Below are 23,412 nucleotides of genomic sequence, written 5' to 3' on the forward strand. Positions count from 1 at the left end.
GCGGACCCGCTAATCAGCGGGTCCGCCCCCTTCTCTTTACTCTTCGCCTTACTTCTGTTCGATCGCTTGCAGGTTGCGTCGATCCTCGACGCGCGCGCTGGCGGTCTTGGACTCGCCACCTGTGGCGCGTGGCAGGCTATCGGCTGGCACCAGGTGAACATGCGGCGTGTTGCCTGTGACGGACTTGACCGCCTCGGCCATCTGCTTCTGGAGCTGCTTCACAAACTCTTCGCTCTCCAGCATAGAGTTCTCTTTGACCTCCACCTTCAGATCGAAGGTATCCAGGCCGTTGCGCTTATCGACGATGATGCGGAAATTCGCGCCCGTCTCGGGGAAACGCAGCAACGCCGCCTCGATCTGGCTGGGGAAGACGATCAGGCCGCGAATGGGCACGGCATCGTCCGTGCGCCCCTTAATGGCTGCGATCTTCGGATGTGTACGTCCACAGGCGCAGCGCTCCTCCCACCAGACGCGTGAGAGATCGCGGCTACGATAGCGTAGCATCGCCGTACCATCGGCATTGAGCCAGGTCCAGACAAGCTCGCCCTCTTCGCCCTCGCCCACAGGCTCACCCGTCTCGGGATTGATGCATTCCACCAGGAAGGCGTCCGCCCAGGCGTGCATGCCATCGCGTGTCTCGCATTCACAGGTCATGCCCGGCCCCAGAAACTCAGTCATGCCAAACTCATCGTAGGCCGTAATACCGAAATACTCTTCCAGCTTGAGGCGTGTCTCCCAGGGCCATGGCTCCGCGCCAAAGAGACCAACTTTCAGCTTGCTCTTCTTGAAGTCAATCCCCATCTCGCGCGCCTTATTGCCGACGTAGAGTCCAACCGAGGGCGTCATACACATGCCAGCCACGCCAAAGTCAAAAATAAAATCGATAAAGCGCTCGTACTGGCGGGCATCCGAACCCATGGGAATGACCATCACGCCCATCTTCATCGCGCCATAATGGAAGCCAAAGCCGCCCGTGGGCAACCCATAGCCATAGCTATTCATAAAAACATCGCCTGGCCGCAGACCCGTCATCCATAGCTCGCGTGCGTTCAAGTCCGCCCAGTTCTCAATATCCTTCATCGTCGCGAAGACCGGCACACTCTTGCCCGTTGTGCCACTGGTTGCATGAACCTCTACTGCGCCATTCTCGCCGCCAATGGGAGCTAGCGCCATCCCATAGGGGTAGGCCCCGCGCACGCTCTTCTTCTCCAGGAATGGCAGCTTGCGAATATCTTCCAATGACTGAATATCCGAAGGCTTGACCCCCGCTTCATCATAGAGCTTGCGGTAGAAAGAATTCTGGTGGTAGACGCGCTCTACCATTGCCTGCAAACGCTGTAGCTGTAGTGCTTTCAGCTTCTCTTTAGGAAGGGTCTCTATCTCTTCCTGAAAGAATCTACGCAAATTCATCAATAATCCCTCCGGGTCACATATTATCTATTTCAACGCGATAGCTTTCTTTATGGTAGAAATAGCTTAGCATACGAGCCCAAATGTTCCCCTTCTACCTCGCCCGCACCGTTGAGATATTGAGATAGAAGCTGGAAAATTTTTTTTCCTTCTATAATATGCCATTTATTCTAGCATGACGCAGTGGGATACGTCTATTTCTCGGTACCTTCCCTTCGCGGAGAGCCTTCGCGCCAACGGCGCTCAGGGGAAGGGGATGTGGATGGCAACGGCTTCGCCGTTGCCATCCACATCCCCTTCCCCCGAGGCGAGCGTAGCGAGCCGAGGCAAAAACTGGAAACCCCTGACTAATATGATATGATGAAGAAAAGCTCATTTATTCTTCAGCTAAAACATCCATTACTGGAGCACATATTTCTATGACAGAAGCAATCGTCCGTGCCGTAATCTGGGATCTTGACGGCGTAATTATTGACAGTGCCGACTCCCATCGCAAAGCCTGGTATCGCCTGGCGCAGGACTTGAACATCTCCTATAGCGATGAGCAGTTCTGGTCCACCTTCGGCTGGCGCAATGACGCCATCATCCCCACCATGGTCGGCGAGGCCACCCCTGAGCGCATCAAAGAACTGGCCGACCGCAAAGAGGCCTACTTCCGCGACTATGCCCGCCGTACCATCGCCTTCCTTCCTGGCGCGGAAGAACTGCTTGCCGCTCTTCACAAGGCGGGCTATCCCCAGGCCCTCGCCTCCTCCACGCCCCGCGAAAATATCGCCCTGATCGGTGAGGTCCTTGGCCTTGAGCGCTATCTCAACGCCCTGGTCTCGGGTGAAGAGGTTGCGCGCGGCAAGCCTGCCCCCGACGTTTTCCTCAAGGCCGCCGATTCTCTAGGTGTCGCGCCCACGCGCTGCCTAGTCATCGAGGATGCCGTTGCCGGAATCGAGGCCGCACGCGCCGGCGGTATGCGCTCCATCGCCGTAGCTGGCGAGCGTGACCTCTCCGGACTGCGCGCCGCCAATCTCGTGGTCAAAGACCTCACCGAAGTCACCCTCCAGCGTATCCGCGCCCTGGCTTGACAGGCACCTTGTCGAGTGGCACAATAGCACATATCCACCGACGAGGAGGCGTAGGGGCCCCGGTGGGTCTCACCGTCTTCAAAACGGCTGGGGGGTCGCTCGGCGCGGTCCCCGGTGAGTTCGACTCTCATACGCCTCTGCCTCGCTTTTGGGATGACAATTCTGTCATTTTGTTATTGGACCCATAAAATTTCAGCTACTGCAATTTTACGCCTCCATTTTTTTCTGCAATTTTATGCCTCCAATTTTTTGAAGTACAATGCGCTAAAACGAATACTTTTTTGCTGGCTGCTACCTTTTCGGTAAGGTGAGCTTCCTCGATCAAATACTTATAGTAGTTCTTATACAAATGTGTCTTTTATAGAGCTACAGTACTATTTAAGCCTCTTGGAGCAATTTATTTTGTGGGAGTTATGTTTAGAGTGCTATCTATTTAGAGTGCTATCTATTAAGAACTCAGAATAAATAGATGAGGTGATGGGGAGGTTTTGGCCTTGACTTTCATTGTAAGATCTTTGTTTCTGTATTCAAATGCACTTTTACTCTCACGACATGATTGTATCCTCAATTTTCGTTCTCTTCAATGCGCTTGTATAAAGCACTTCTCAAATAACTCCCTGTTTTGGCTACCATTTCATCCAGTGGGTGCTTTGCTTTCTTTCTTTCACCGTGTATGTAGTGTGATCGCAGCGTATGGGAGCGAGTAAGGTCGTTATAAATTGTCGTGCGCTCCATGCTATTTTGCCCTAGATAGTAGGATGCGGCAAGCGCGAGAGACTTACCCATATCCTGGAACTCGTCCTCTAAAAAGAACAATGCTTCTAAAGCCGTCCAATAATCAATAAGCTTATCTTCCATTTTTGTCTTGGAATAGGAATCTTCAAACCTGGTTATTGCTGTCCTGAGCTTACTATTGGCAAGCGCTTTTCTCGCTTTTCTAAACAATTTTGGCAGAATCTGAGCATCTTCTTGCGTGAAGATATATCGATCGCCCGCTACAGTTGGATGGTGTTGAAAATTAGAAGAGTGAAACATCAGGTTAGAGATTTGATCTAAAAGAGGATGGCCTTGAAAAGGCCAAAATGGTTGATCAGGTATTCCCCATTGGTATTTCCCTATACCAATAGGCGTTGCTTTTATAAGTCGCAGAGCTAATAACACTGCTTGACCTATATGTGTGGCCATTTGCTGATCCGGAAAGGCGAACTTATTAATATCATGATGTATTTCAAGAAAAGCCTTGGGTACTTCTATAGGACGTAGGGCATTAATTGAGGCACTGCTCCCTTTGATGACATGCTCTTTTTCTGCCTCTGTGGTCTGACGGAGATAAATACCGTCCCCAAGGATGAGCTTATCTATCTCTAGCATGAGATCGCTAAAATCAATGAGCCAAAGAGCGGCAAATGGGCCATTGTTGTAGAGATAATACTCCAGTTTCTGGTATATCCGTTCGAACTCTGCTGGTATGAAGGTAAAAGCGTTGTTGGAATTCAGATAAACCACGAGGAATTTGTTGAGATAGAGCCCTATAAGCCATTTCTTTAATCCATCAGGATTAGAGTCTACTTGTTCAATAGTACCAATAAAATCAAAAGACGCTTGAGGAGGAGGTAACTTGACGATACTATTGGTGAGAGCATCGACTTCTCGAAGATTGAGAAGAGCTTCTTCATACCTCACATATAACATTTGATAGTCTGGTTTGAGACTACCTTGTGTCTTCCATCCGTCAGGTATAAAAGTTACTTGCAGATCTTGAGTAAGAGGCACTGGTTTATTATTTAGGAGAGACAAAGCTGCTTTCAGCCATGCCTCGCATGCTTGTTTAAATTCATTATTATGAGCCATAAGTTGGTTACCCCGACTTTCTTCGTGCTCGCTTTATGCGAAACACGGTCGTAGTTCTTCAGAAGTATAGCATAGAGGATATAACCCGAGTAAAGACTTCATCCTATGCTTTTGCTTGCGATTGCCTGCGTTCCTTAGAGATGATTGTCAATGGGCCTTCATTGCTGCGGAAATTTCAGTAGCAGAAAAGAGATGTCTTGGCGTCCCTGGTTCACCGCCTGATTGATCAGGCGGTGAACCAGGGACGCCAATGAGCATGCTAGAAGGAAATCTTGTTCACATCGATCTCATTGCTATTGGTTTTACCTGCCTCTCGCTTTTGTTTCTCTTCCCACATTTGTTGTTGATCGGGGTTAAAGGGGGGCAGAACGGCACGCCGGTATTTCCCTTTCTCAAGTTGCTCTAGCCATGTGATGTCTCTCCATTTGGAGAGGGCTAACTTGACATATTTATTCCATTCTCGTGCCTTTGCCGATGCTCCGGGGAGGCGAAGGGCTTCTTGAAAAATTTCTTCTGTCGTGAATATGTCTCCCACTGCTTTTGCGGCAATCGTGAGTCCAACAAAAAGCTTGCAGAGGGGATATACCTCTGTCGGTTCCAGGTTGTGTGTGTGACAGGCAATAAAGAAATTCTCTCTTGGTGTGAGTTGCATCCATTTTTGTAGAAGCAGTACCGGTATTGATGCTATCGGGAGTGGTTTTCCCATCTGGAGCGCCCGTGCCGTCTGGATGTAGAGGGTGGCTGTTTCGGAGAAATTTTCCGTTTGTTCAAACTCCAACTTCAAACAGTCCAAGCACAGTTGCGGGGATTTTCGAGACCTCCAGGCAAAACGGCTCCACTGCTCTTCTTTCTCACACCATTGAAAGCTGATCCTTGCGTCGACGTCATTCCCTGGGATTTGCGCTGGCGTATACACATGGAGTGTACTATAGGCGCTAAGAATGCCAACATAGAGCGGGTGAGACGCCGTCGCTTTGATATACGCTATCCATAAATCTCGTTCTAGGGTTTTCGATGCCCTATGTTTTTCCTCCTGACTGTAGGTGAGAATCCACCCCTGCCATCGAGAAGACCAGTACAACTGAGGGGTCGAGAGGATCTTTTGTGCTTCGAGCGATTTGCTATACCGATCGTCTATAGCGGCTTGGAATCCCCGTTCGCTTATGATTTGTTGGTAGAGCGGTGAGAGGCCTGGTTGTAGAAAGGTAGCAATATTGTATATTACGATGCATCTACTGGTTGCTCGTGAGAAGGCGCAAAGAAGAGGAATATCATCGGCACGCGTCGAGAGCCACACAATGACGACAGGGGCTTCAAGGCCTCGGCTTCGGAAAATGGATGTGATGGTATCTACCATGAGGTAGAGGTGAGGTTCGAGTTGAGGCTTTTCCGATGCATAGAGTAGCATGATATCCTCTGGTGGAATTCCGTCATCATGCAGCTGCTGGATCGTCTGTTGTAACACTGTGAGGGGATTATGCACAGTCAACTCAACAAATGCGTCTGGGTCTTCTGAACGGGGAGAGAATTGGGTGTAATCGGCTGGCAACGCTGTTTCTAAACGCTCAAAAATCGCCCGAGGCGAGCGAACATTTTCTGTAAGGATAAGGGGATTTGTGACGCCTACGATCTGGAGCATTTGCTGGAGTTTGGTATGTTTTTCATACGAAAAGACTTGGGTTTCGTCGCAACACAGTAGAATGGATTGTTCTCGGAACCAGCCGCAGAGATCCGCTAGCCATTCCGGTGCAAAGACTTGCGCCTCATCAATAATCAAGGCACCCATGTCTGGAAACAACCCAGCCCGAATGGCTTCTCGCAATGCCGTTGGGCCGCCTTCTTGAAACCATGTCTGGTCCGGGGGATCGATAGGCATGTTTAAAAGGGTACACGCTTTCCGGCAGAGGGAGTGGAAGGTCTCTATTTGCACGTCGGTGCCAGCTAAATGCTGCCTGGTTGTCGCTGCGAGCTGAGAATTGTACATAAGGTAGAGGACGCGTTTCCCTTGAGACGCAAGAGCATGGGCACGGATGTTTGCCAGTAACGTTTTCCCCGTTCCACTCCTCCCGGTAAGCACGGCGTGCTGCTTTTGGGCAATACGCTCAGAGAGTTTGGCCTGGTTCTTGGTAAGTAGGAGCCATTGACTGTCCCTCTTTATCCGTTCCTGCCAGGGGAGGGAATAGTCCTCCACCGGGCAGATGAGTTTGACGACCTCTTCAATGGTTGATGCCCCAATGCCCCAGGTGACTCCATGCCGTTTCCAAAAGGCCATGATCGCTTCAATGCGTTCACGAATGGCCGGGAGATCATGATAGTCAATGCAGATTGTTTCCGCATGGCTATCGGTCATATCTTGCAGGGCAGGTGGGAGAAGTTTCCCTTGCATGCTGCTCTCGGGGAACGCGAGCGCATATCCGACGCGTAAGGCGGGGCCTCCACGTGCGAAAATGAGGCGCGAGAGCGAGTGAACATTTTTACGCACTTGGTATATAGGATCTATGCGTGTTCCATCGCGGAGTACAAATTGTCCTTCATCATAGCGTACAACGCCTCCTTTCGCTTCTATTGCCAATATGCCGAGATCAGGATGTAAAATAAGAAAATCAATTTCCCCTGTAATAGCTGGCCCTTGAAAAGCCATTTTGACGGTACTGGTCAGCCAGGGCAGGCTATGGATGACGGTGAATGTGTCTGGAAGCTGCTCTTTGAGTGCCTGGTACATCGTTGGCTCTGCCCGGTAGCTGTCATTGCTCTTTGGGCCTTGTGAGGGTATCATCCTTGCCATAGTGTATAGGTCTGCTTTCTAGTGCATATCGTATACATTTAAATTTCTTGAAGAATATCATGCCCGATCCGGGACTTTTTTACAAGTGGGATATAGCGCGAAGGGGAGCATATTTCCGGATGAGATACAGGAGTGTAGTGGCAGCATGCCTTTGTGGGAGTGGACTGTGTTCCCAGGAAGCGATAGGCATGAGAAAGGGGTCCCTCCCAGGAGAGGTGGATTTGAAAGAAGTATGGTACGGGTGAATTGAGAGGCATCTAAAGCGGCTGTTTCTTGAGAAGACTGAGGTTCACAAATGCGCTTACAATGCGAAAACTCACTCGTGCCTCATGAAAGGCGATCCAGTTTTGTTGCCAGGAGAGGGTTGGCAAAGGGGAATTCCACTTCCTGCCTAGTTGTTTCTATCAATGGGATTTGGCCTACCTGGATGACGTATTCACGGATAAAATCGGTCACGATTTGTTCAAAGGTCGTGGGCGCACAATGGCTGACATGAACCTGTTAACGAGTAATTTACTGTCCGGTAATGAGGCATTAAACCTTGCCTTATTACATATTTTAGGGCTTATGGCGAGGGATCCCTCAATTTGCCTTTCCTATCATAGAAATTTTTTATATGCAGCAACCCTTTGGCCTAATGATCGAAGCTTAGCTATTTTAGCCTCTTAGGATGTGTTTTTTGATAATTTCTATATTTCATAACAATAGCCTGACATAATTCTGGAAATGGACGAGATAGCGATGTTGGATGATGATAGCCTAAATCTTTGGCGATATCTTTCAGCGGACGAGCAGGGCCAGTATTGGCAATTTCTGCCTCTAACTTTTCTCTAATTGAGTTTTTGTTGTACACTACCCAATTTCTTGCGGGTGGATTATCTGTAACTAAAGCCTTGATACGAGCAGGATTGATAGTGATAGTTTCTTCGGTTAAAAACTGAACTGGAGAAATATCCAAACTAAAGCAAAGCTGTAAAAGTAGGCTATGACCAATAAAGCGGCCAGATTTCCAACTGTATATATTTGACGCATTTATATTAACTTTACGTGATAGTTCAAATACATTACCTCCGGTTACTTGGTTTACACAGGCCATTACATTTGCAGCAATTTTTTCTTTACTTGGTTTCATTAACAAGTTGGGCGCAGTTGCTATCATTTCACCTGTAGATTTCGCGACCCATTGGTGCCATATCATATTATCTTCTACCGAAGTATCTCTCTCTACTAAAGAGGGCATGTAAAGTGGTTGGTCGCACTCAGAACAATAGCCAGGGCGACTTGTAGGAGCTAATACGGATAGACGTTTCTGACAGTCCTGATGGGGGCACTGAACCTCTAAACGGCGAAGATGGATAGGGCATATAGAAATTGCTTCTAACATCCAAAAGAGCGGTTCAAATAAGGTTTTCCCTTCTTTCCTCCATTGGTCTAAGCATAATGGACACCAGGTGCGATTATGGCGCATAAGTTCCTTTTGTGCTAATACATCTCCCCACGGCATCATAGTTAAAGGATTTAGATTGTGATTGATGCCTATGCATTCTAGAGCTCGAAACCACTCATTTAAAGAAGCGTGTGTACTGTTCAAACTTGCAGAATCTCTCCAGAGATTAGCTAAGCTGTAATCATTGTTACGGCTTAGAAGATATAACCTCTCAGCCGTAGGTATCACTAGTTGAATAATGAAGTCTCTTACATTCATTTTGTGAGCATTGGCTAATCTAGCAAAGTAGCTAGTAAAACTTTCTGTGTAGAATGTTCCTAGACCTATAGGTTCCAAGAGGGGGATTTGAGCAAGATTTGTATTACTATTTTGAGCGTCTGATTCTCTCAGTATAACCTCAATTACTTTTTGGGGATCCATCGATTTTCTGTCTGCCTCATAATTTTTCCCGGTGCCGATGTTTGCATCAGCGTCAATGTGAATCGGGCCCTTTGTAATTGGGGTTTTCTCTTCCCATCCTAACTCTTGAAGCACTTCGTGCCAAGCCGCATTAACTTCTAACAGACGTATAGACTTTGGCTTTTGCATAAACTGACTTATACGTATAGTGCTGGGATACTCACCTTGCTCATGAACTCTGTATGTTGCTTGCCGAACATCGTTTATCATGTTTTGTATATTTTCTTTATGCCTACTTTTTTGGTAAACTTGATAACGTTCAGTGATTTTTCTGCATAGCTCTGGGAAATGTTGTGATGCAGTATACGGATTATAGCCTAGACCTTTCATAATTTGCTCTTTGGATCGAGGAATACCGTTGGAAGCTAATTCATTTTCTAGCTCCTGCCGCAATAAATCGTCATCTATAGGACTATAAATCACATTTTTCTTATTAGAAGGTTTTATTGGAATTGGTATGTATAGATGGCTATTAAAGGCTATTTTTTCTTCCGTTAAAAGACTAACTAGTGATATTCCCAAGTGGTTGCAAAGTTTAAGCAGAGATGTAAGCTGTGGTCTTTGCTTTCCCTTTTCCCAGTCCTTTATTGTGGAACGATCTAGCTGCAATTGTCTCGCTAAATGTGTTGTATTTCCTTGCAATGTTAACTCTATATACTTTGCTAAATTCTGCGTGAAGTCTTCCTTCTTCAGGTGATGAGATAGTGTGGGAGTGACAGCAAGCATTTCCCCCACCGTTTTGGCAGCCCACTTCTTCCAGAAGAACATAACGCTATCGTTTGCGCTAGTTGGCGTTGCTTCTGCGTCTTTTGATAGGCCTAACCAGATACCACAATGCGAGCAGTGTCCAGGAATACTCTCTGATTCAAGAAATGCCATACCTCTTTTGCATTGAGGGGAAGGACATACTTGTTGTAGTGTATTGTTATGTAGAGGACATTCAGTTATTACATGTAGTGACCAAAGAAGCGGATCGTAGATTGGAAGTCCTGTAACACGCCAATCTTCATAGCAATATGGACACCAGGCTCTACTACGACGAATCAAGTCCTTAGGGGATAATATTTCACACCAGGTCAACATAGTGAGGTTGCGAAGATTACTATCTCCCGTTAACGTTTCAACCACTTGAATCCAATCGCTTGTCCAACTATTAAGTCCATTCAATGTTGGTGTTTTCTGCCAGAAACTAGAGACAGCGTTATCTTTTTGCCGGAGGTGATTGAAGTAGGCACGTGAGAGATTGGGGGCAATTTCCTCGATAAAGAGCTTTCGTGTAGTTACAAGATGTGCTTCTGAGAGCCTGACAATGTAACTTGTCAGGCTCTCTACAAATGGAGTACCTATTCCAATAGGATCTAGGTGATATAGGCGACTCCGTGGTGGGATGGACGCTGTATTTGTACCCGTTGAGTCATAAACTTCTACTGTCATTTTTTTACACCAACCTTATCCCGTTTCGCATTACGTTCTCCAGGTATTCGGCCTCTCTTCACTCTGTTAGGAGTTGGTTGTGATGCACCACAAGTATTATCTTGTTTTTGCTTACTAGCCGGGTTTGTTTGTGTGCTGATATCGTCCCTGCTCGTCTTTCCTCTACTTTTGGACTGATTTGGTGCATCTGTCAAAAACATATGTAGCTCGGCTATCTGCTCATTAGTTTCCCTCAAGACTCCTTCTCCCTCTACAATCTCGCGGCTCATTTGTATCAAATCACGAGCTGGCAAAGCACATTCTCGGAGCATCTTCTCTGTAATTGTGTCTTCGTCCTTTTCAAGCGCCATTGCCAATGCACTGTTTAAGAGTGCCTTTAGTACGCCAATACATCCAAATGTCTTCTCGTAGAAAAAATCCTCAAAGCTAAGTAAATCTGGAGTTTGAGCGAGTGGTAGATACCGTTGGAAGGTTTCTAATACACTAGCAAAAGCATCTTTATCGGTATCATCATGATTATGATATCGAGAAAAGTGAATTTCATCACCACGTCGACACAGTTGGGCACTTAAACTGGTCAGACTGAGTAATTCATAAGTTCCGATTAACACATGTATTGTATTTGTTGTTTCGGCGAGCGATTTGATAATATCCATCTGATCAAGGAGCCGGTGCCCACTTCTGACTTTATTTAAGTGCTGCGCTTCGTCGATGATGAATACTTTTGTACGGCGATGACGTAAACATGATTCCAATGACCTACGCAAGACTAATTCTGAACGGGTTGTTGGCTTCACAAGATCTCTTCCTTGAGATGATTTGCGTGCCTCATAGTCAATCTTATAATCTATTAATGGCTCATTGGCTGCAACCAGAGCACGGGTGAAATGCTCTTTCCAGTCGTAGCTCCTTGATGCCGCAATAGCTTCCATACTTACTATGGGCAAATATCCAGGATCTTTCTGCATGGCCTCCATTTCTAACTCAAGCAATTTTTGCTCGATACGAGTACGTAGTGTCGTTTTCCCTACGCCTGTAGGACCGTAAACGAGAATAAGTGATTTGCCGACAGGATAACGAATAGCATGAAGTAGTTTCTTATCTACCTCCAGCAGGCGATCATGTCCTATAACCTTATCCTTGAAATAATCAAAACGCTCCTTTTTGGAACGTAAAAGCAACTCGCGCGGAAAAGTCTTTGATTGTGTATCCATTAGTAATCCTCATACATCTTTAAATTTCTTTCGCTTCTTTGTGAGCTCGTCTTTGTTTCCAGATTAGGTATAGAGTGATTATCGTTAAGCCCTTGTACTAAATTATGGGGGACTTTATCCGTGTCTTCATAAATTTGGCCACTGTTAATCGTTCCCAATACGCTCTTAACTTCGGAGTCGTGTAGTCTCTGCATTAATATTTCTTCTTGAGCATCTGCTGTCCTCAAAAAGACTGCTAATTGCTTTTGAGTGATATTGAATTGTTGTCCGTGTCGTCTATTGCGCTGATGTAACTCTTTAGAGGCCAATTGTATCTCTCGTTCTGATCGTCCCTTGAAGTCCTGACGAAAATCAGAAACGCAATGTACCCATCTACCTTTTACATATGCGTAAGCGATACTTGCGTCGAAGGGATCATAGCGGATCGGAACTAATATGTTTTCAACTTCAGGATCTTGAAACGCCTTGGCCCAATAGAAGATATTTCTGATCTTTATTCCACTATTTGGCTGAACCTTTGCATTTCCTCGAGGCGTTGTAGGAAGCGTAAACATAATGAAATCTTCATCATAGGGGATGTGTGTGTTAGCTCTCGCCCCATGCATAACAAGCCCTGAACTGTAAGCTTCTCGTGGAGTCTGGCCGAGCGCAGGATGTTCTTGCATATCGTAGTAGTTATAGCACCATTGACACAAAAGATCATAAAAGCTCTCAAGAGTCCATACAGCAAGTTCCTTCGGATTCACACTTTTCGACACTTGCCGAACATTCTTCATAATTTGTGTGTTTCCGGTAAGGTTATGGATAAATTGAGTATGTACTGTTCCAAACAGTCGCTCACAAGTGGAGCCAAATCTCGGTTCGCTCCAAGGCCTGGTCTTACGTGTACATTCATAACGCGCTAGCAGTGTTTCAAAGTATATGCTCCTAAAATCGGAACCACCATCACACACCACTATTTGGGGTAAACGATTATGTTTGCGCACGCACTCGCGCAAAGTCATCATACAAGAACGATAACTTGGTTTATCGAACGTTATAAACATTGCTAGGATACGGCGAGAGTAGGCATCTGTGAGGAATGTCACCCAAGGACGCCCTAAATTTTTCTTTGTTTGTGAATGAATCAATTCTATTTCAAGCTGAGTATGATCTATATGTCCTATTTCCCATGGACGATCCCCATGACGTGGCGTTGACCACTCTAAATCCCAGAACCAAGGCTTTAGATTGTTAGCTGCTTTCCGACCCTTACGTTTCTTTGTTTCCTCATAGGCAGAATATTTATTTATCTCACCGATGAAAAATTTGTATGATGCTTCTGGTACATGCTCTGCTTCACATTTATCCAGAAACTTACCGTAGACGGTAGCTTTATTCTCTTGCTTCAAGCTTTGATAATCATTTTCTATGAACTCCCTAATAAGTTTTAGCGTATCGTCCCGTACTCGGGAAGTACGGTTGCCCCGCCCTTTCGTTTTGGGAAGCAAGCCTACATAACCGTTACCATACAGATTTAGCGCTTTTCTGTATGAACCTACCCAGCCCCAGACAGTGCGTTCCGTTTCTTTAAAATCACCTGCCGAGCTCTCTTTGCGCAAAACAGACATTACTATTGCTTGTCGGTAATTTGCCACTTTAAAATCCTCGCGCCTTGCACCTGTAAAGAGTTCCCTGACTTTTTCAACATCTAGTGCATCTTGCACATTATTCTTCAAACCAGTAAAGGAGCCATGAGCGATAAGGTTATAAAACCTTTCTAGGCGAAGTTCAGTGACAGATTGTTTCTCGTCTTCTGAAATTAAAGTGATTTTGCTTTCCCCGATATTGACAATAGTCCATGGCTTGTTATCCCATAGAACTGTTGTTTCTGGGGCAACAACTATGGCGTTGGTATCCCTATTGGGAGGACAGAAGGGTTGTTCAAGCATAATTGAGTATGCATCAGCGGTTTCCTTATCGCAGTAGAGGTGAGCATTTTTTTGATCTGCCAATGGGGCTGAATAGAGATCAAAGTAAAGCAATTCCTTTGCAATCAAAATATTGATATCATCGCTACTCGCCTGGTCTGCTCGTTGCCTCAGTTCCTCAACCGTTATGCCAGGCTCTTCTGCAACGAGACTCAATATCCGTGTTGCAGCCCTTTGGTTAGCTGAACAATTTCCATCTCGAAGATAGTCCTCCAAGTACACGATATTGCGGCTATAAATTATATTAATTGAGGCCGAGGAGACTACCTGAAAAAAGAAACCAAATTGTTTAGCGTATTCCTCTCCTGGAGGACAGCGCCACTGTCCATCTTCATCTCGCAAATAGCGTTCTGGATGCTCTTCTGCTAGCTTCAGTAATTCTTCCTCCATTTTGCATTCGACCCACCCTACAGAATCTTTTTTTATCAAGAAGAAATCAGGGGTATAATTGAATGCTACCTGTCTTCCTGCACGTTCCCCTTTTTGAAGAGTATAACTCAGCTTGATAAAAGGGGGTTGATCGTAATATTCCAGAACATCTGCATTGTGTTCAGTTTGGTGGATATATGGCAGCTCATTCTTGTGACTCTCAAACTGAATGGTGAAACCCATTTTATGACTAGAATAACCGCCACTAACATTACCACTAGCACTCCTTACGCGGCGGGATGGATCTGAAGAACGAATGTACTTAATAACAGCTATAGCCTTCTCAGAAAAACCGAGATGTTTACAGAGTTGTGAGAGTTCATGATCTGTAAGCATAATAACCTCATCTTCTCACTAGAAAAATTTAAAGCAATCTTGGAGTTGCCTTCCTGTGATGCAATTTCCCTTCATCATCAATATCTAATACCTCGTTGTTTATATTTAGCTTCAGGAAAGGCTATTGTTTTAGATAATAGTGACTGGAAATCAGTCTACCCTTGATGAGGCATTCCATTTTATGAGAAAGAAGCCCAAAGAGGGTAGTAATAAAGAAATACTAATGAAAGCAGTAACATGCTTATAAACGAATATTGTCTGGTGCCTGATATACTAAGCGAAAATAAATGAGAGGAAGGTACTGGACTTCATGGAAAAGAAACGTAAGCAGTACATACCGGAGTTGAAGCTCAAAGTCGTGCTGGAAAGCTTTCAACGAAGTGGAGCCTAGGAACATGTCTGCTGCAAATATGCTGTTTTCCAATTCCCAGTTGTATCGGTGGTGTAAAAAATCTTAAGAGAATGCCTCGGTTGTATTTCACAACAAACGTAATTCTCAGCTAAGAAAGGCTTTGTGCGCTCAAGGGACACCTACTGGTAGGGGCTGAAGGTGTTGTTGGTCTGAGGTCTGCTCAAACTTGCTGTCGTTGAACGCCGTCTCTATATAAACTTGAGAGCTCTTCTTCAAGCTGCTGAGCAGTGGGTCACGTTTTACAACCAGCGGCGATCACACCAATGCCTGGAATATTGTTCTCCTGATCAATTCGCCCAAGGCACTGGGCTTCCTATTGTCCCTTTTCACCCCTGCTCTAATGTTTAGCCTTGTGGGTACTGACCATATCAAGGGAATATATTTCTTGTTGCACATTAAAAAGTGCTTCTCTGGCTTCACGTTCACGAAAACACCCAGGATTGTCTAGGATGGCGCCCACCCTCTGAGTTGTTAGATTAAAACCTTGTTCATGCGCTGTATATGCGGCCTCGCGTATGCGTTGCTTTAGACGAGCCTTCCTATATTCTCCTTGCCGTTTGCAATAATTTATGTAGCGCTGGGAAATTCTTCGAGAGTATTCGGGGAAATACGTAGCAATTGTCCTCGTGTGATAGCCTAACTGTTGGGCTACTTTGCGCATAGAAAGAGACTCACTATGGGAGTCGGCCAAGATATTTTCAAGTTGTCGCTGTACTTTCTTGCGTTCTAAGGATCTACGAGCCCTCTTTTTTGTAACTGGTTCGTCTGCTGATGGAATTTCACATGTAGTAACTTCTGATCCAATAAGCAATTGATGCAAAGAAAGGCGATATTGCCAACACAGTTGGCTTAGCAATGGAAGGGACGGCGGAAATACCCCATGGGTTAGCTCCCACAGCGTGGTTTTAGATAGCCCTGTTTGGCGTGAGAAGGCTGCCATATTTCCTTGTGTTGTATTGGAAACAAGATTTTGTAACGATTGGATAAAATCTGCTGTTGGTATTGGCGATGATAATTGTGAAGCGTAAGCCACGAAATTTTCCATTGTCTCAGCAATGTATATGTCTTTTTCTTTGGCCTGGCTCTTGCTTTTGTCCCTTCCTAGCCAGTTTTCGCAAGTTGAGCAATAACCTGGTCGGGCCCTCCACGAAAGCCATTGAGGGTATGATGAGCAGTGCGGACAACACTTTTCCAGCACAACATTATGCTTGGTGCAAACTTTTATTTCATTTATCAACCATATAAGCGGATCATATATGTCGGATCCCTCATGGCGCCATTCATCGTAACAAATTGGACACCATTGCTTGGCAGATTGTAGTAGGTTACGCTGAGAAAGCGCGTTGGTGCATGCAAGCAGGGTAAGTTGCGAAATATCATGGCGAGATGTGAGTGTTATTAATACCTTAGTCCAGTCGGACGCCATGACGCCATTCCCATTAATTGGAGTGGCATAACGGAGGAAACTGCTGATGCTTCGGCTTTGATTAGCGTCAATGTACCCTTTAGGAATACAAGGAGCAACAATATGCCGAATGAGCGCTCCAACTTGCAAGTGATGTTCTTGTGCTAATCGGCAAATGTAACTCGTTAACGATTCAACAAAAGAACTGCCACAGCCAATAGGAGCGAGACTATAAAGCTGGCTTCTTTGGGGAGTATTTGGAACAGGTACATCCCATGTACAGAGTGCAGGCTCTAAGTCTTTTTGCAAAGATTTATACTCCTATCAAGGCGAGATCCTTTATTACGGCTGGGCTGGCTGCCCAGCGTAGAATATGCTCCTCGTGTTCGAGCAAAGCCTCTTCACTGATTAGGAGACATCGTTTATGGAGGTTGTGTTTGTGAAAGATTGGCCGAGATAACTCGAATTGTATGTTTGTAAATCGTTTTGGGGGTGCCACAACACAGAGATGCATCTCTTTTTTGGGAAAGAGCGTTTTGAGATCTGAGAGACGGAGCAGATCGGGGGAGATATCTGTTTCTGCCTGGTCAAGTTCGTAGGCAGCAACAACCTCATTCTTTTGAAGCCACAAAACATCGATTTTGCGTAACACATCCTGATACATAGTACGAGTGAGGGTAGGAAGGGTGCTGAGGCTAAGATCGCCCAGGCGCTCATTATTCCATATTCTGTTATGATCACTCTCTCCAATCCAGACTCGACAACCAACTTTCTGTCCAATTTTGGTAAGTAACCATAGAACATGGCTACGGTGAGAATGTATCCACCTATCTTGAAGCATTGAATCGGATAGGGCCATTTGTCTGATAGAGTCAGAGCCTGAAGTGCTTTTTGCATCCTTAACTGGGAAAAGGTGGTAGAGTATTGCCCTCTGGTTGGAAGTCTTTTCCTCTTGCTCATGAGAAACTTTGGTATCAGGATGGTTAGGCGTTGGTTGAATATTGTGCTGCACTAGCCATTGACAAAGATGTTCGATTTCCCACAGTGAAATGTCCAATGCTTGCGCTAATGAAAGAACTGTGAGGCGAAAATGGAAATACAGGTGAGCAAGTCTCGTAGCGCTTTCTGTGGGTACCTCGCCGATAGCGAGCATACCTCTTACCGCTGGTGAGAAAATAGGCCATTGCTTCTCGTATTGTATGTGCCATAAAGCGCTGAGGAAAAAAGGGGCTCGTGCAGGTTGAATATCTTGTTTGGTTGCCTGTCCTGTGTTGATGAGTTGATCGAGATAAAAAATGAAATCATGCATTTGCCTTTGAGCAGAGGTTATGTCTTTAGGAGCGTCGATTGCAGTACGAAGATACAGAGACAGCATATTTTTATCGCTGATATACTTCAATAACTTGCTTAAAAACATCCCGCCAGAAAGCCCTCTCAAACCAAAGGCATTGCAATCGCCTCGCACCTTTTTCTGAAATATTCTATTGAAATCATTGAGGGTTATACCTTGTGCAAGGAAGGTTTGTAGCAGTTGAGCTATTTCTAATTGAGCTTGCTTTCGGTGCGCGTCAACAATTTGATCATGTGTGCTTGTAGATATATCTGCTTTGTACTGTGAGAGAAGAATATGCCACTGCTCCAGATGTTCTTTTGACCATTCCATACCACACTTCCTCTTTCCACGATACTTACTCGTATTTGTCGATAATTTCAATGTTAGCCACCAAGAAAGTCATTTGCTGACAATCTGGAGCTATCACGTTGGTGGTGCATAGTATATCATCTTTTCAACAGATTAAAAAGGGTTACTGAATAGTGATAGCTCGAAAGGGTGTACAATCAGTACCCTAACTTCATGCGTGAAAGCCTCGATTTACCAAATATTCCAGAGTATGTCTCGATTAAAGAAGCAGCGAAGATGCTTGGTGTCTCTGATAAGAGAGTGTACGCCTACATTGAGGATGGGCGTCTTTCTGCTGTGCGTGCAGCTCATGTCATAATGATCCCAGTGGAAGAGGTAAAGAAATTTCAGCCGAAGATTTCCGGGCGCCCTCGTAAAAACACTCCACCTTGGCGTACATCTCCGGACAATAACAAGCTGTTTGTAACGTCTATTCGTGTTCGCGTTAGGCCAAATAAACTACCTGAGCTAGATCAAGAACTTGAGCGAATTAAAAAGAGCGATGAGTTTGTCTTCTCAGGAACGATAGCTCGCTATATTGTGAGGAGCATAGCTCACCCTGAAAAGGTAGAAATCCTCCTGCTATGGAGAAGCATTTCACCATCTGATGAAGCATCTCGAAAAAGCGCTCTTGAAGCCTTTCAGAGCGCGTTGGAAGATGTGTTTGATTGGGATACTATGGAGTATGACGAGGGAGAAGCGTTCTTGCATACATAAGCTGTGAGAGAATTTCATGAACCGCTTTTCGATACTCTGTATTCCCTGGTTTCAAGACCAGAGGAGCTTGGTTGAGTTCCTCACGATAGTGCTGTCAGAATGGCATAAACCTATTCATGTACGCAATGAAGCACTAGTTATGGAGGCGTTCGAGCAGGTGTGCCATGTTGAAAGGCCGACTGCTCTATGAAAGGACCTTTCCAGTTGTCGCTACTGAGCTAAGCTTATTGAACAGATTTAGATTTCGCAACAGAGCCTTGTAATCTTCTCTACAATACGTTACACTGAGGTCAATATTTACAAAGCAACCCCCAAAAACGATATAACTCCTGTTCGCACAGCAACGTGTTGGAAAAGAGGTCAATAGGCAAAATGGCTTCCCTGGAAGACCTGGTCCCTGGCGTTATCCTAAAAGGTATCCTCCCACATAGTTCTGTGACTCTTCTCAGTGTGCGACATCATGGATCAATTGGGGCGGAACTGGTTTATCAGGATGCAAGAGGCAAGACAAATGCGATTCTCCTCTACCAGGAGAATATGGCAGAGCTGGAAGTAGTGCCGCCTGATCTCCCCTGGAGCTTTGCCGCCGATGGAGCGCTTTTTCGCCTGGTCTCCGAGGCATATCGCATCAGCCTGGCCTATCTTTTTGACCCCTTGCTGGCAGTGCATACCTCTTTGATCGAGCCGCTACCCCATCAGATTACGGCTGTCTATGAGACAATGTTGAACAAACAGCCCTTGCGCTACCTGTTGGCCGACGATCCAGGCGCGGGTAAAACTATTATGACTGGCCTACTGATCCGCGAATTGATGCTACGGGGCGATCTGCACCGCTGTTTGATTGTGGCGCCTGGCAACTTGGTGGAACAGTGGCAGGACGAGCTACGCCAGCGTTTTCACGTGACCTTCGAAATCCTGACCAATGATCGCATGGAGGCGGCAGTTGGCAATACTTTTACAGAAATACCTTTGTGTATTGCGCGTCTGGATAAATTGGCCCGCGATCCTCGGTTGCAAGAACTGCTTGAACAGAGCGAGTGGGATCTAATTGTGGTGGATGAGGCTCATAAAATGTCGGCATCGTTTACTGGAGGTGAGGTGAAATACACCAAGCGCTACCAGCTTGGCGAATTGCTTGGCCGCGTGACCCGTCATTTGTTACTATTGAGCGCGACACCACACAATGGCAAGGAAGAGGATTTCCAACTTTTTATGCGCTTGCTCGACGCAGACCGATTCGAGGGGCGTTTCCGCGATGGCGTACATAAGGTCGAGGTCTCTGATCTAATGCGTCATCTGGTGAAAGAGCAGCTCTATAAATTTGATGGTACTCCGCTTTTTCCAGAGCGCCTAGCCTATACGGCAAATTACCAACTCTCCGGGTTGGAGGAGACTCTTTATCGTGAGGTCACTGACTATGTGCGCGAGGAGTTTAACCGGGCGGACGCGCTGGAGAATCATGGGCGTAAGGGAACGGTCGGCTTTGCCCTGACAACGCTGCAACGCCGGCTGGCCTCGTCCCCGGAGGCAATCTACCAATCGCTTAAGCGCCGACGTGAACGGCTGGAACGCCGGGCCCAGGAGTTGCAAGCTGCCAAGAATGGCGTGCCCCAAGAGGAACTGACTCCGAACCTCTGGTCATCACTGCCCACCCTCTCCTCCGACGACTTGGATGACTTGGACGACGCGCCTGGCAGCGAGTTGGAGGAGATAGAGGAGCGGCTGGTGGATCAGGCCTCAGCGGCGCGCACACTTGCCGAGCTTGAGCTTGAAATCAGCATATTGACCCGTTTAGAGGCACTGGCGTTACAAGTGCGGCGTAGCGGCACTGACCGCAAGTGGGAGGAGCTAGCCAGCCTCTTGCATAAAAGAGCGATGTTTAATACCAGGGGCCAGCGTTTCAAGCTGGTTATCTTTACTGAACACCGTGATACACTTAACTACCTCTCTGAGCGCATTTGCACGATGTTGGGTCAACCAGAGGCCGTGGTTACGATCCACGGAGGACTGAGTCGGGAAGAGCGAGGCAAGGCCCAGACCGCCTTCACCCACGATCCTTCTGCCCATATTCTGATCGCTACTGATGCAGCGGGCGAGGGTATTAATCTCCAGCGCGCTCACCTGATGGTCAATTATGACCTTCCTTGGAATCCCAATCGCATTGAACAGCGTTTCGGACGTATCCATCGCATCGGACAAACTGAAGTCTGTCACCTCTGGAATCTGGTGGCGGCGGAGACACGTGAAGGAGCGGTTTTTCACACATTGCTTAAGAAACTGGAGGAGGAACGTACCTCGCTGGGTGGGCAGGTCTTCGATGTGTTGGGCAAAGTACTCTTTGACAACCGCCCCCTGCGCGAGCTGATGGTGGAAGCCATTCGCTACGGCGAGCGGCCAGACGTACGCGCTCGCCTAACCCAGGTTGTGGACGAAGCCCTGGACCACGAACACTTGCAGAATCTGCTAGAGGAGCGTGCCCTAGCCCACGAGGTGATGGATGCGGTGCGTGTCTTCCGCGTGCGGGCAGAGATGGAGCGCGCAGCAGCTCGGCGTTTACAACCACATTTTATTGCCTCGTTCTTCCTGGCAGCCTTTAAATACCTAGGGGGGCAGTGTCACGAACGCGAACCGAAGCGCTATGAGATAACTCATGTGCCGCAATCTATCCGCAATCGGGGCGGGCGTGGTCAAGGGCGCGCGACTATTGTGCGCCAATATGAGCGCGTGGTCTTTGATAAGGAGCGTATACAGCAGGAAGGGCAGCCGCCAGCTGTTCTGCTCTGTCCCGGCCATCCCCTGTTGGATGCAACTCTGGAGATCTTGCTGGAACAGCAGCGCGATCTGTTGACCCAAGGGGCTGTACTGGTGGATCCTACAGACGCAAGCGAGAACCTGCGCGTGCTCTTCTACCTGGAGCATACTATCCAGGATGCCAGTAGCGACTCCCATGGTAGACGACGCGAAGTTTCGCGGCAACTGCAATTTGTCGAGATGAACGTGGCTGGTGAATTGGCCTCGGCTGGCTACGCACCTTTCCTGGATTATCGCCCACTGCACCAGGGTGAACGAGAGCTAGTAACGCAACTCCTGGCCGCGCCATGGCTCAAGAGCAACCTGGAAGAGGAGGCTCGCAGCTACGCCATTCGCGAGTTGGTCCCGCGCCACCTAGAAGAAGTGCGCAAGAGACGCGAGGAGCAAATTGACAAAACTAGCGCGGCAGTCAACGAGAGACTAACCCGCGAGATCAGCTACTGGGACAAGCGGGCTGTGCACCTCAAGGCCCAGGCGGCGAAAGGTAAACCCAATGCGCTCGTTAACTCCCAGCAGGCGCGCCAGCGGGCTGAAGAGCTGAACATGCGCCTGGAACGACGCCTTAGCGAACTGGAGCAGGAGCGCAAGCTCTCGCCGCTGCCACCCATTGTCGTGGGTGGTGTACTTGTTGTCCCCCAGGGGCTGCTAGATCGACTTCAGCGTGAGAGCGGAAATGGCGAGCAGAGACCCGATGCCTTAGCCCACGAAACGCGCCGTGTTGAACTGGCAGCCATGCAGGCAGTGATGCAGATCGAGCGCCAGCTTGGCTATGTGCCTCGCGATGTCAGCTCCGAGAAATGCGGCTACGACATCGAATCCAGCATTCCTGGCAGCGGCAAGCTGCGTTTTATCGAGGTCAAGGGCCGCGTCAAAGGTGCCAGAAGCGTGATTGTCACCAAGAATGAAATACTGACAGCCCTCAATCGGCCCGACGATTTTATCCTGGCCCTTGTCGAGGTAGATGGTGAGCAAACCAGCACTCGCTACGTCACCCGCCCCTTCAAGCGCGAGCCAGACTTTGGAGCTACCAGCGTCACCTATGATCTAACTCTGTTTTTATCTAAAGGAGTCTCTCCCCTATGACCTATCGTAAAAAACTGATTGAAGTTGCTCTGCCACTGAAAAAGATCAATGAAGCTGCTGCAACCGAAAAATCGATCCGTCACGGCCACCCCTCCACGCTGCACCTCTGGTGGGCACGCCGTCCCCTGGCTGCCTGCCGTGCCGTGCTTTTTGCCTCGCTGATCGACGATCCCTCTGAGCATCCTGAGAAATTTCCTACAGAACAGGAGCAGGAGCGGGAGCGGGATCGCCTTTTCAGACTTATAGAGGAGATGGTGGAGTGGAAAAACGCCAATAAAGAGGAGGTGATGGAGAAGGTCAGAGCAGAGATTCAACAGGCCACGGGCGGCAATCCCCCGCCTGTGCTCGATCCCTTTGCGGGCGGCGGCTCGATTCCCCTTGAGGCTCAGCGCCTGGGTCTGGTTGCCCATGCCAGCGATCTCAACCCTGTAGCTGTGATGATTAACAAGGCCCTGATCGAGATCCCGCCCAGATTTGCCAATCACGCGCCCATCAATCCAGCAGTCAAACCCTCCCTGCTCGGAGATGAATGGTCTGGGGCGCGCGGCCTTGCCACCGATATCCGCTACTATGGTCAGTGGATGCGCGACGAGGCCGAGAAACGCATCGGCCATCTCTACCCCAAAGCCATCCTGCCTAAAGAACAGGGCGGTGGAGAAGCGAGCGTCATCGCTTGGCTCTGGGCACGCACTGTCACCTGCCCCAATCCCGCCTGCGGAGCGCAAATGCCGTTAGTAAGTTCCTTCTGGCTCTCCAAAAAGAAAGGCAAAGAGACCTGGGCTGAACCAGTGATAGACCATACGGTGACACCGCCTGTTGTGCGTTTTGCAATCAGAACGGGAGCGGGCCAGCCACAGGAGCCTCCCAAAAGCGGGCGAGGGGCAAAATTTAC

Annotated in this window: 12 protein-coding genes, 1 tRNA gene and 2 pseudogenes; 6 read left to right on the forward strand and 9 right to left on the reverse strand. The window is 47.5% G+C overall.

Annotated features, from left to right (window positions below):
- Positions 1-48: 48 nt before the first annotated feature.
- Positions 49-1,410, reverse strand: a complete 1,362-nt coding sequence (locus tag JMJ16_RS30225; RefSeq protein ID WP_201387628.1) for a phenylacetate--CoA ligase family protein — start codon at positions 1,408-1,410, stop codon at positions 49-51.
- A gap of 419 nt (positions 1,411-1,829) precedes the next feature.
- Here JMJ16_RS30225 and JMJ16_RS30230 point away from each other — a divergent pair, with 419 nt between their 5' ends.
- Both JMJ16_RS30230 and JMJ16_RS30235 read left to right on the forward strand, forming a co-directional pair.
- A complete protein-coding gene (locus JMJ16_RS30230; protein WP_201387630.1) occupies positions 1,830-2,486 on the forward strand; it encodes an HAD family phosphatase in 657 nt (218 codons plus the stop codon).
- A 44-nt stretch (positions 2,487-2,530) separates the two neighbouring features.
- Positions 2,531-2,626 (forward strand) — tRNA-Sec (locus JMJ16_RS30235).
- Positions 2,627-3,050: 424 nt separating this feature from the next.
- On the opposite strand, the gene JMJ16_RS30240 is transcribed toward JMJ16_RS30235, so the two are convergent.
- From JMJ16_RS30240 to JMJ16_RS30260, 6 genes and pseudogenes are all read right to left on the reverse strand, one after another.
- Positions 3,051-4,337 (reverse strand): HEPN domain-containing protein, encoded by a 1,287-nt coding sequence (locus JMJ16_RS30240; protein WP_201387632.1) that lies wholly within the window; start codon positions 4,335-4,337, stop codon positions 3,051-3,053.
- Positions 4,338-4,596: 259 nt separating this feature from the next.
- Positions 4,597-7,122 (reverse strand): nuclease-related domain-containing DEAD/DEAH box helicase, encoded by a 2,526-nt coding sequence (locus JMJ16_RS30245; protein ID WP_201387634.1) that lies wholly within the window; start codon positions 7,120-7,122, stop codon positions 4,597-4,599.
- A 652-nt stretch (positions 7,123-7,774) separates the two neighbouring features.
- Positions 7,775-9,907 carry a TniQ family protein gene (locus JMJ16_RS30250; RefSeq protein ID WP_236601743.1) on the reverse strand — a complete coding sequence of 711 codons (2,133 nt, stop codon included), beginning with the start codon at positions 9,905-9,907 and terminating at the stop codon, positions 7,775-7,777.
- 54 nt (positions 9,908-9,961) lie between these two features.
- Positions 9,962-10,462: pseudogene (locus JMJ16_RS57340) on the reverse strand (TniQ family protein); the annotation flags it as partial.
- Positions 10,459-11,676, reverse strand: coding sequence for an AAA family ATPase (locus JMJ16_RS30255; RefSeq protein WP_201387638.1), 1,218 nt, complete (start codon positions 11,674-11,676; stop codon positions 10,459-10,461). The pseudogene JMJ16_RS57340 and the gene JMJ16_RS30255, both read right to left, overlap by 4 nt.
- The gene (locus JMJ16_RS30260) at positions 11,676-14,411 is read right to left on the reverse strand and encodes a TnsA endonuclease N-terminal domain-containing protein (RefSeq protein ID WP_201387640.1); all 2,736 of its coding nucleotides are present in this window, start codon (positions 14,409-14,411) and stop codon (positions 11,676-11,678) included. Before JMJ16_RS30260 ends, JMJ16_RS30255 begins: the two co-directional genes overlap by 1 nt.
- Positions 14,412-14,979: 568 nt before the next feature.
- On the opposite strand from JMJ16_RS30260, the gene JMJ16_RS57345 reads away from it, so the two are divergent.
- A complete protein-coding gene (locus JMJ16_RS57345) occupies positions 14,980-15,171 on the forward strand; it encodes a hypothetical protein (RefSeq protein ID WP_374229130.1) in 192 nt (63 codons plus the stop codon).
- Here the strand turns inward: JMJ16_RS57345 and JMJ16_RS30265 are convergent.
- Positions 15,161-16,537, reverse strand: a complete 1,377-nt coding sequence (locus JMJ16_RS30265) for a TniQ family protein (RefSeq protein ID WP_201387642.1) — start codon at positions 16,535-16,537, stop codon at positions 15,161-15,163. The genes JMJ16_RS57345 and JMJ16_RS30265 overlap by 11 nt on opposite strands.
- 4 nt (positions 16,538-16,541) lie before the next feature.
- Complete coding sequence (locus tag JMJ16_RS30270) at positions 16,542-17,891, reverse strand: hypothetical protein (RefSeq protein WP_201387643.1); 1,350 nt, start codon at positions 17,889-17,891, stop codon at positions 16,542-16,544.
- A gap of 192 nt (positions 17,892-18,083) precedes the next feature.
- Here JMJ16_RS30270 and JMJ16_RS30275 point away from each other — a divergent pair, with 192 nt between their 5' ends.
- From JMJ16_RS30275 to JMJ16_RS30285, 3 genes and pseudogenes are all read left to right on the forward strand, one after another.
- The gene (locus JMJ16_RS30275; protein ID WP_201387645.1) at positions 18,084-18,626 is read left to right on the forward strand and encodes a helix-turn-helix domain-containing protein; all 543 of its coding nucleotides are present in this window, start codon (positions 18,084-18,086) and stop codon (positions 18,624-18,626) included.
- Between the two features lie 372 nt (positions 18,627-18,998).
- Positions 18,999-22,520: a helicase-related protein gene (locus JMJ16_RS30280; protein ID WP_201387647.1), complete on the forward strand. Its 3,522-nt coding sequence runs from the start codon at positions 18,999-19,001 to the stop codon at positions 22,518-22,520.
- Positions 22,517-23,404: pseudogene (locus tag JMJ16_RS30285) on the forward strand (DUF1156 domain-containing protein); the annotation flags it as partial. The gene JMJ16_RS30280 and the pseudogene JMJ16_RS30285, both read left to right, overlap by 4 nt.
- Positions 23,405-23,412: the final 8 nt, after the last annotated feature.

Source organism: Ktedonobacter sp. SOSP1-52, from assembly GCF_016587395.1.

Excerpts from the sequence above, each read along its gene's own strand:
- JMJ16_RS30225 (WP_201387628.1), bottom strand. The coding sequence starts at position 1,410 with ATGAATTTGCGTAGATTCTTTCAGGAAGAGATAGAGACCCTTCCTAAA.
- JMJ16_RS30230 (WP_201387630.1), top strand. The coding sequence starts at position 1,830 with ATGACAGAAGCAATCGTCCGTGCCGTAATCTGGGATCTTGACGGCGTA.
- JMJ16_RS30240 (WP_201387632.1), bottom strand. The coding sequence starts at position 4,337 with ATGGCTCATAATAATGAATTTAAACAAGCATGCGAGGCATGGCTGAAA.
- JMJ16_RS30245 (WP_201387634.1), bottom strand. The coding sequence starts at position 7,122 with ATGGCAAGGATGATACCCTCACAAGGCCCAAAGAGCAATGACAGCTAC.
- JMJ16_RS30250 (WP_236601743.1), bottom strand. The coding sequence starts at position 9,907 with ATGGCATTTCTTGAATCAGAGAGTATTCCTGGACACTGCTCGCATTGT.
- JMJ16_RS30255 (WP_201387638.1), bottom strand. The coding sequence starts at position 11,676 with ATGGATACACAATCAAAGACTTTTCCGCGCGAGTTGCTTTTACGTTCC.
- JMJ16_RS30260 (WP_201387640.1), bottom strand. The coding sequence starts at position 14,411 with ATGCTTACAGATCATGAACTCTCACAACTCTGTAAACATCTCGGTTTT.
- JMJ16_RS30270 (WP_201387643.1), bottom strand. The coding sequence starts at position 17,891 with ATGGAATGGTCAAAAGAACATCTGGAGCAGTGGCATATTCTTCTCTCA.
- JMJ16_RS30275 (WP_201387645.1), top strand. The coding sequence starts at position 18,084 with ATGCGTGAAAGCCTCGATTTACCAAATATTCCAGAGTATGTCTCGATT.
- JMJ16_RS30280 (WP_201387647.1), top strand. The coding sequence starts at position 18,999 with ATGGCTTCCCTGGAAGACCTGGTCCCTGGCGTTATCCTAAAAGGTATC.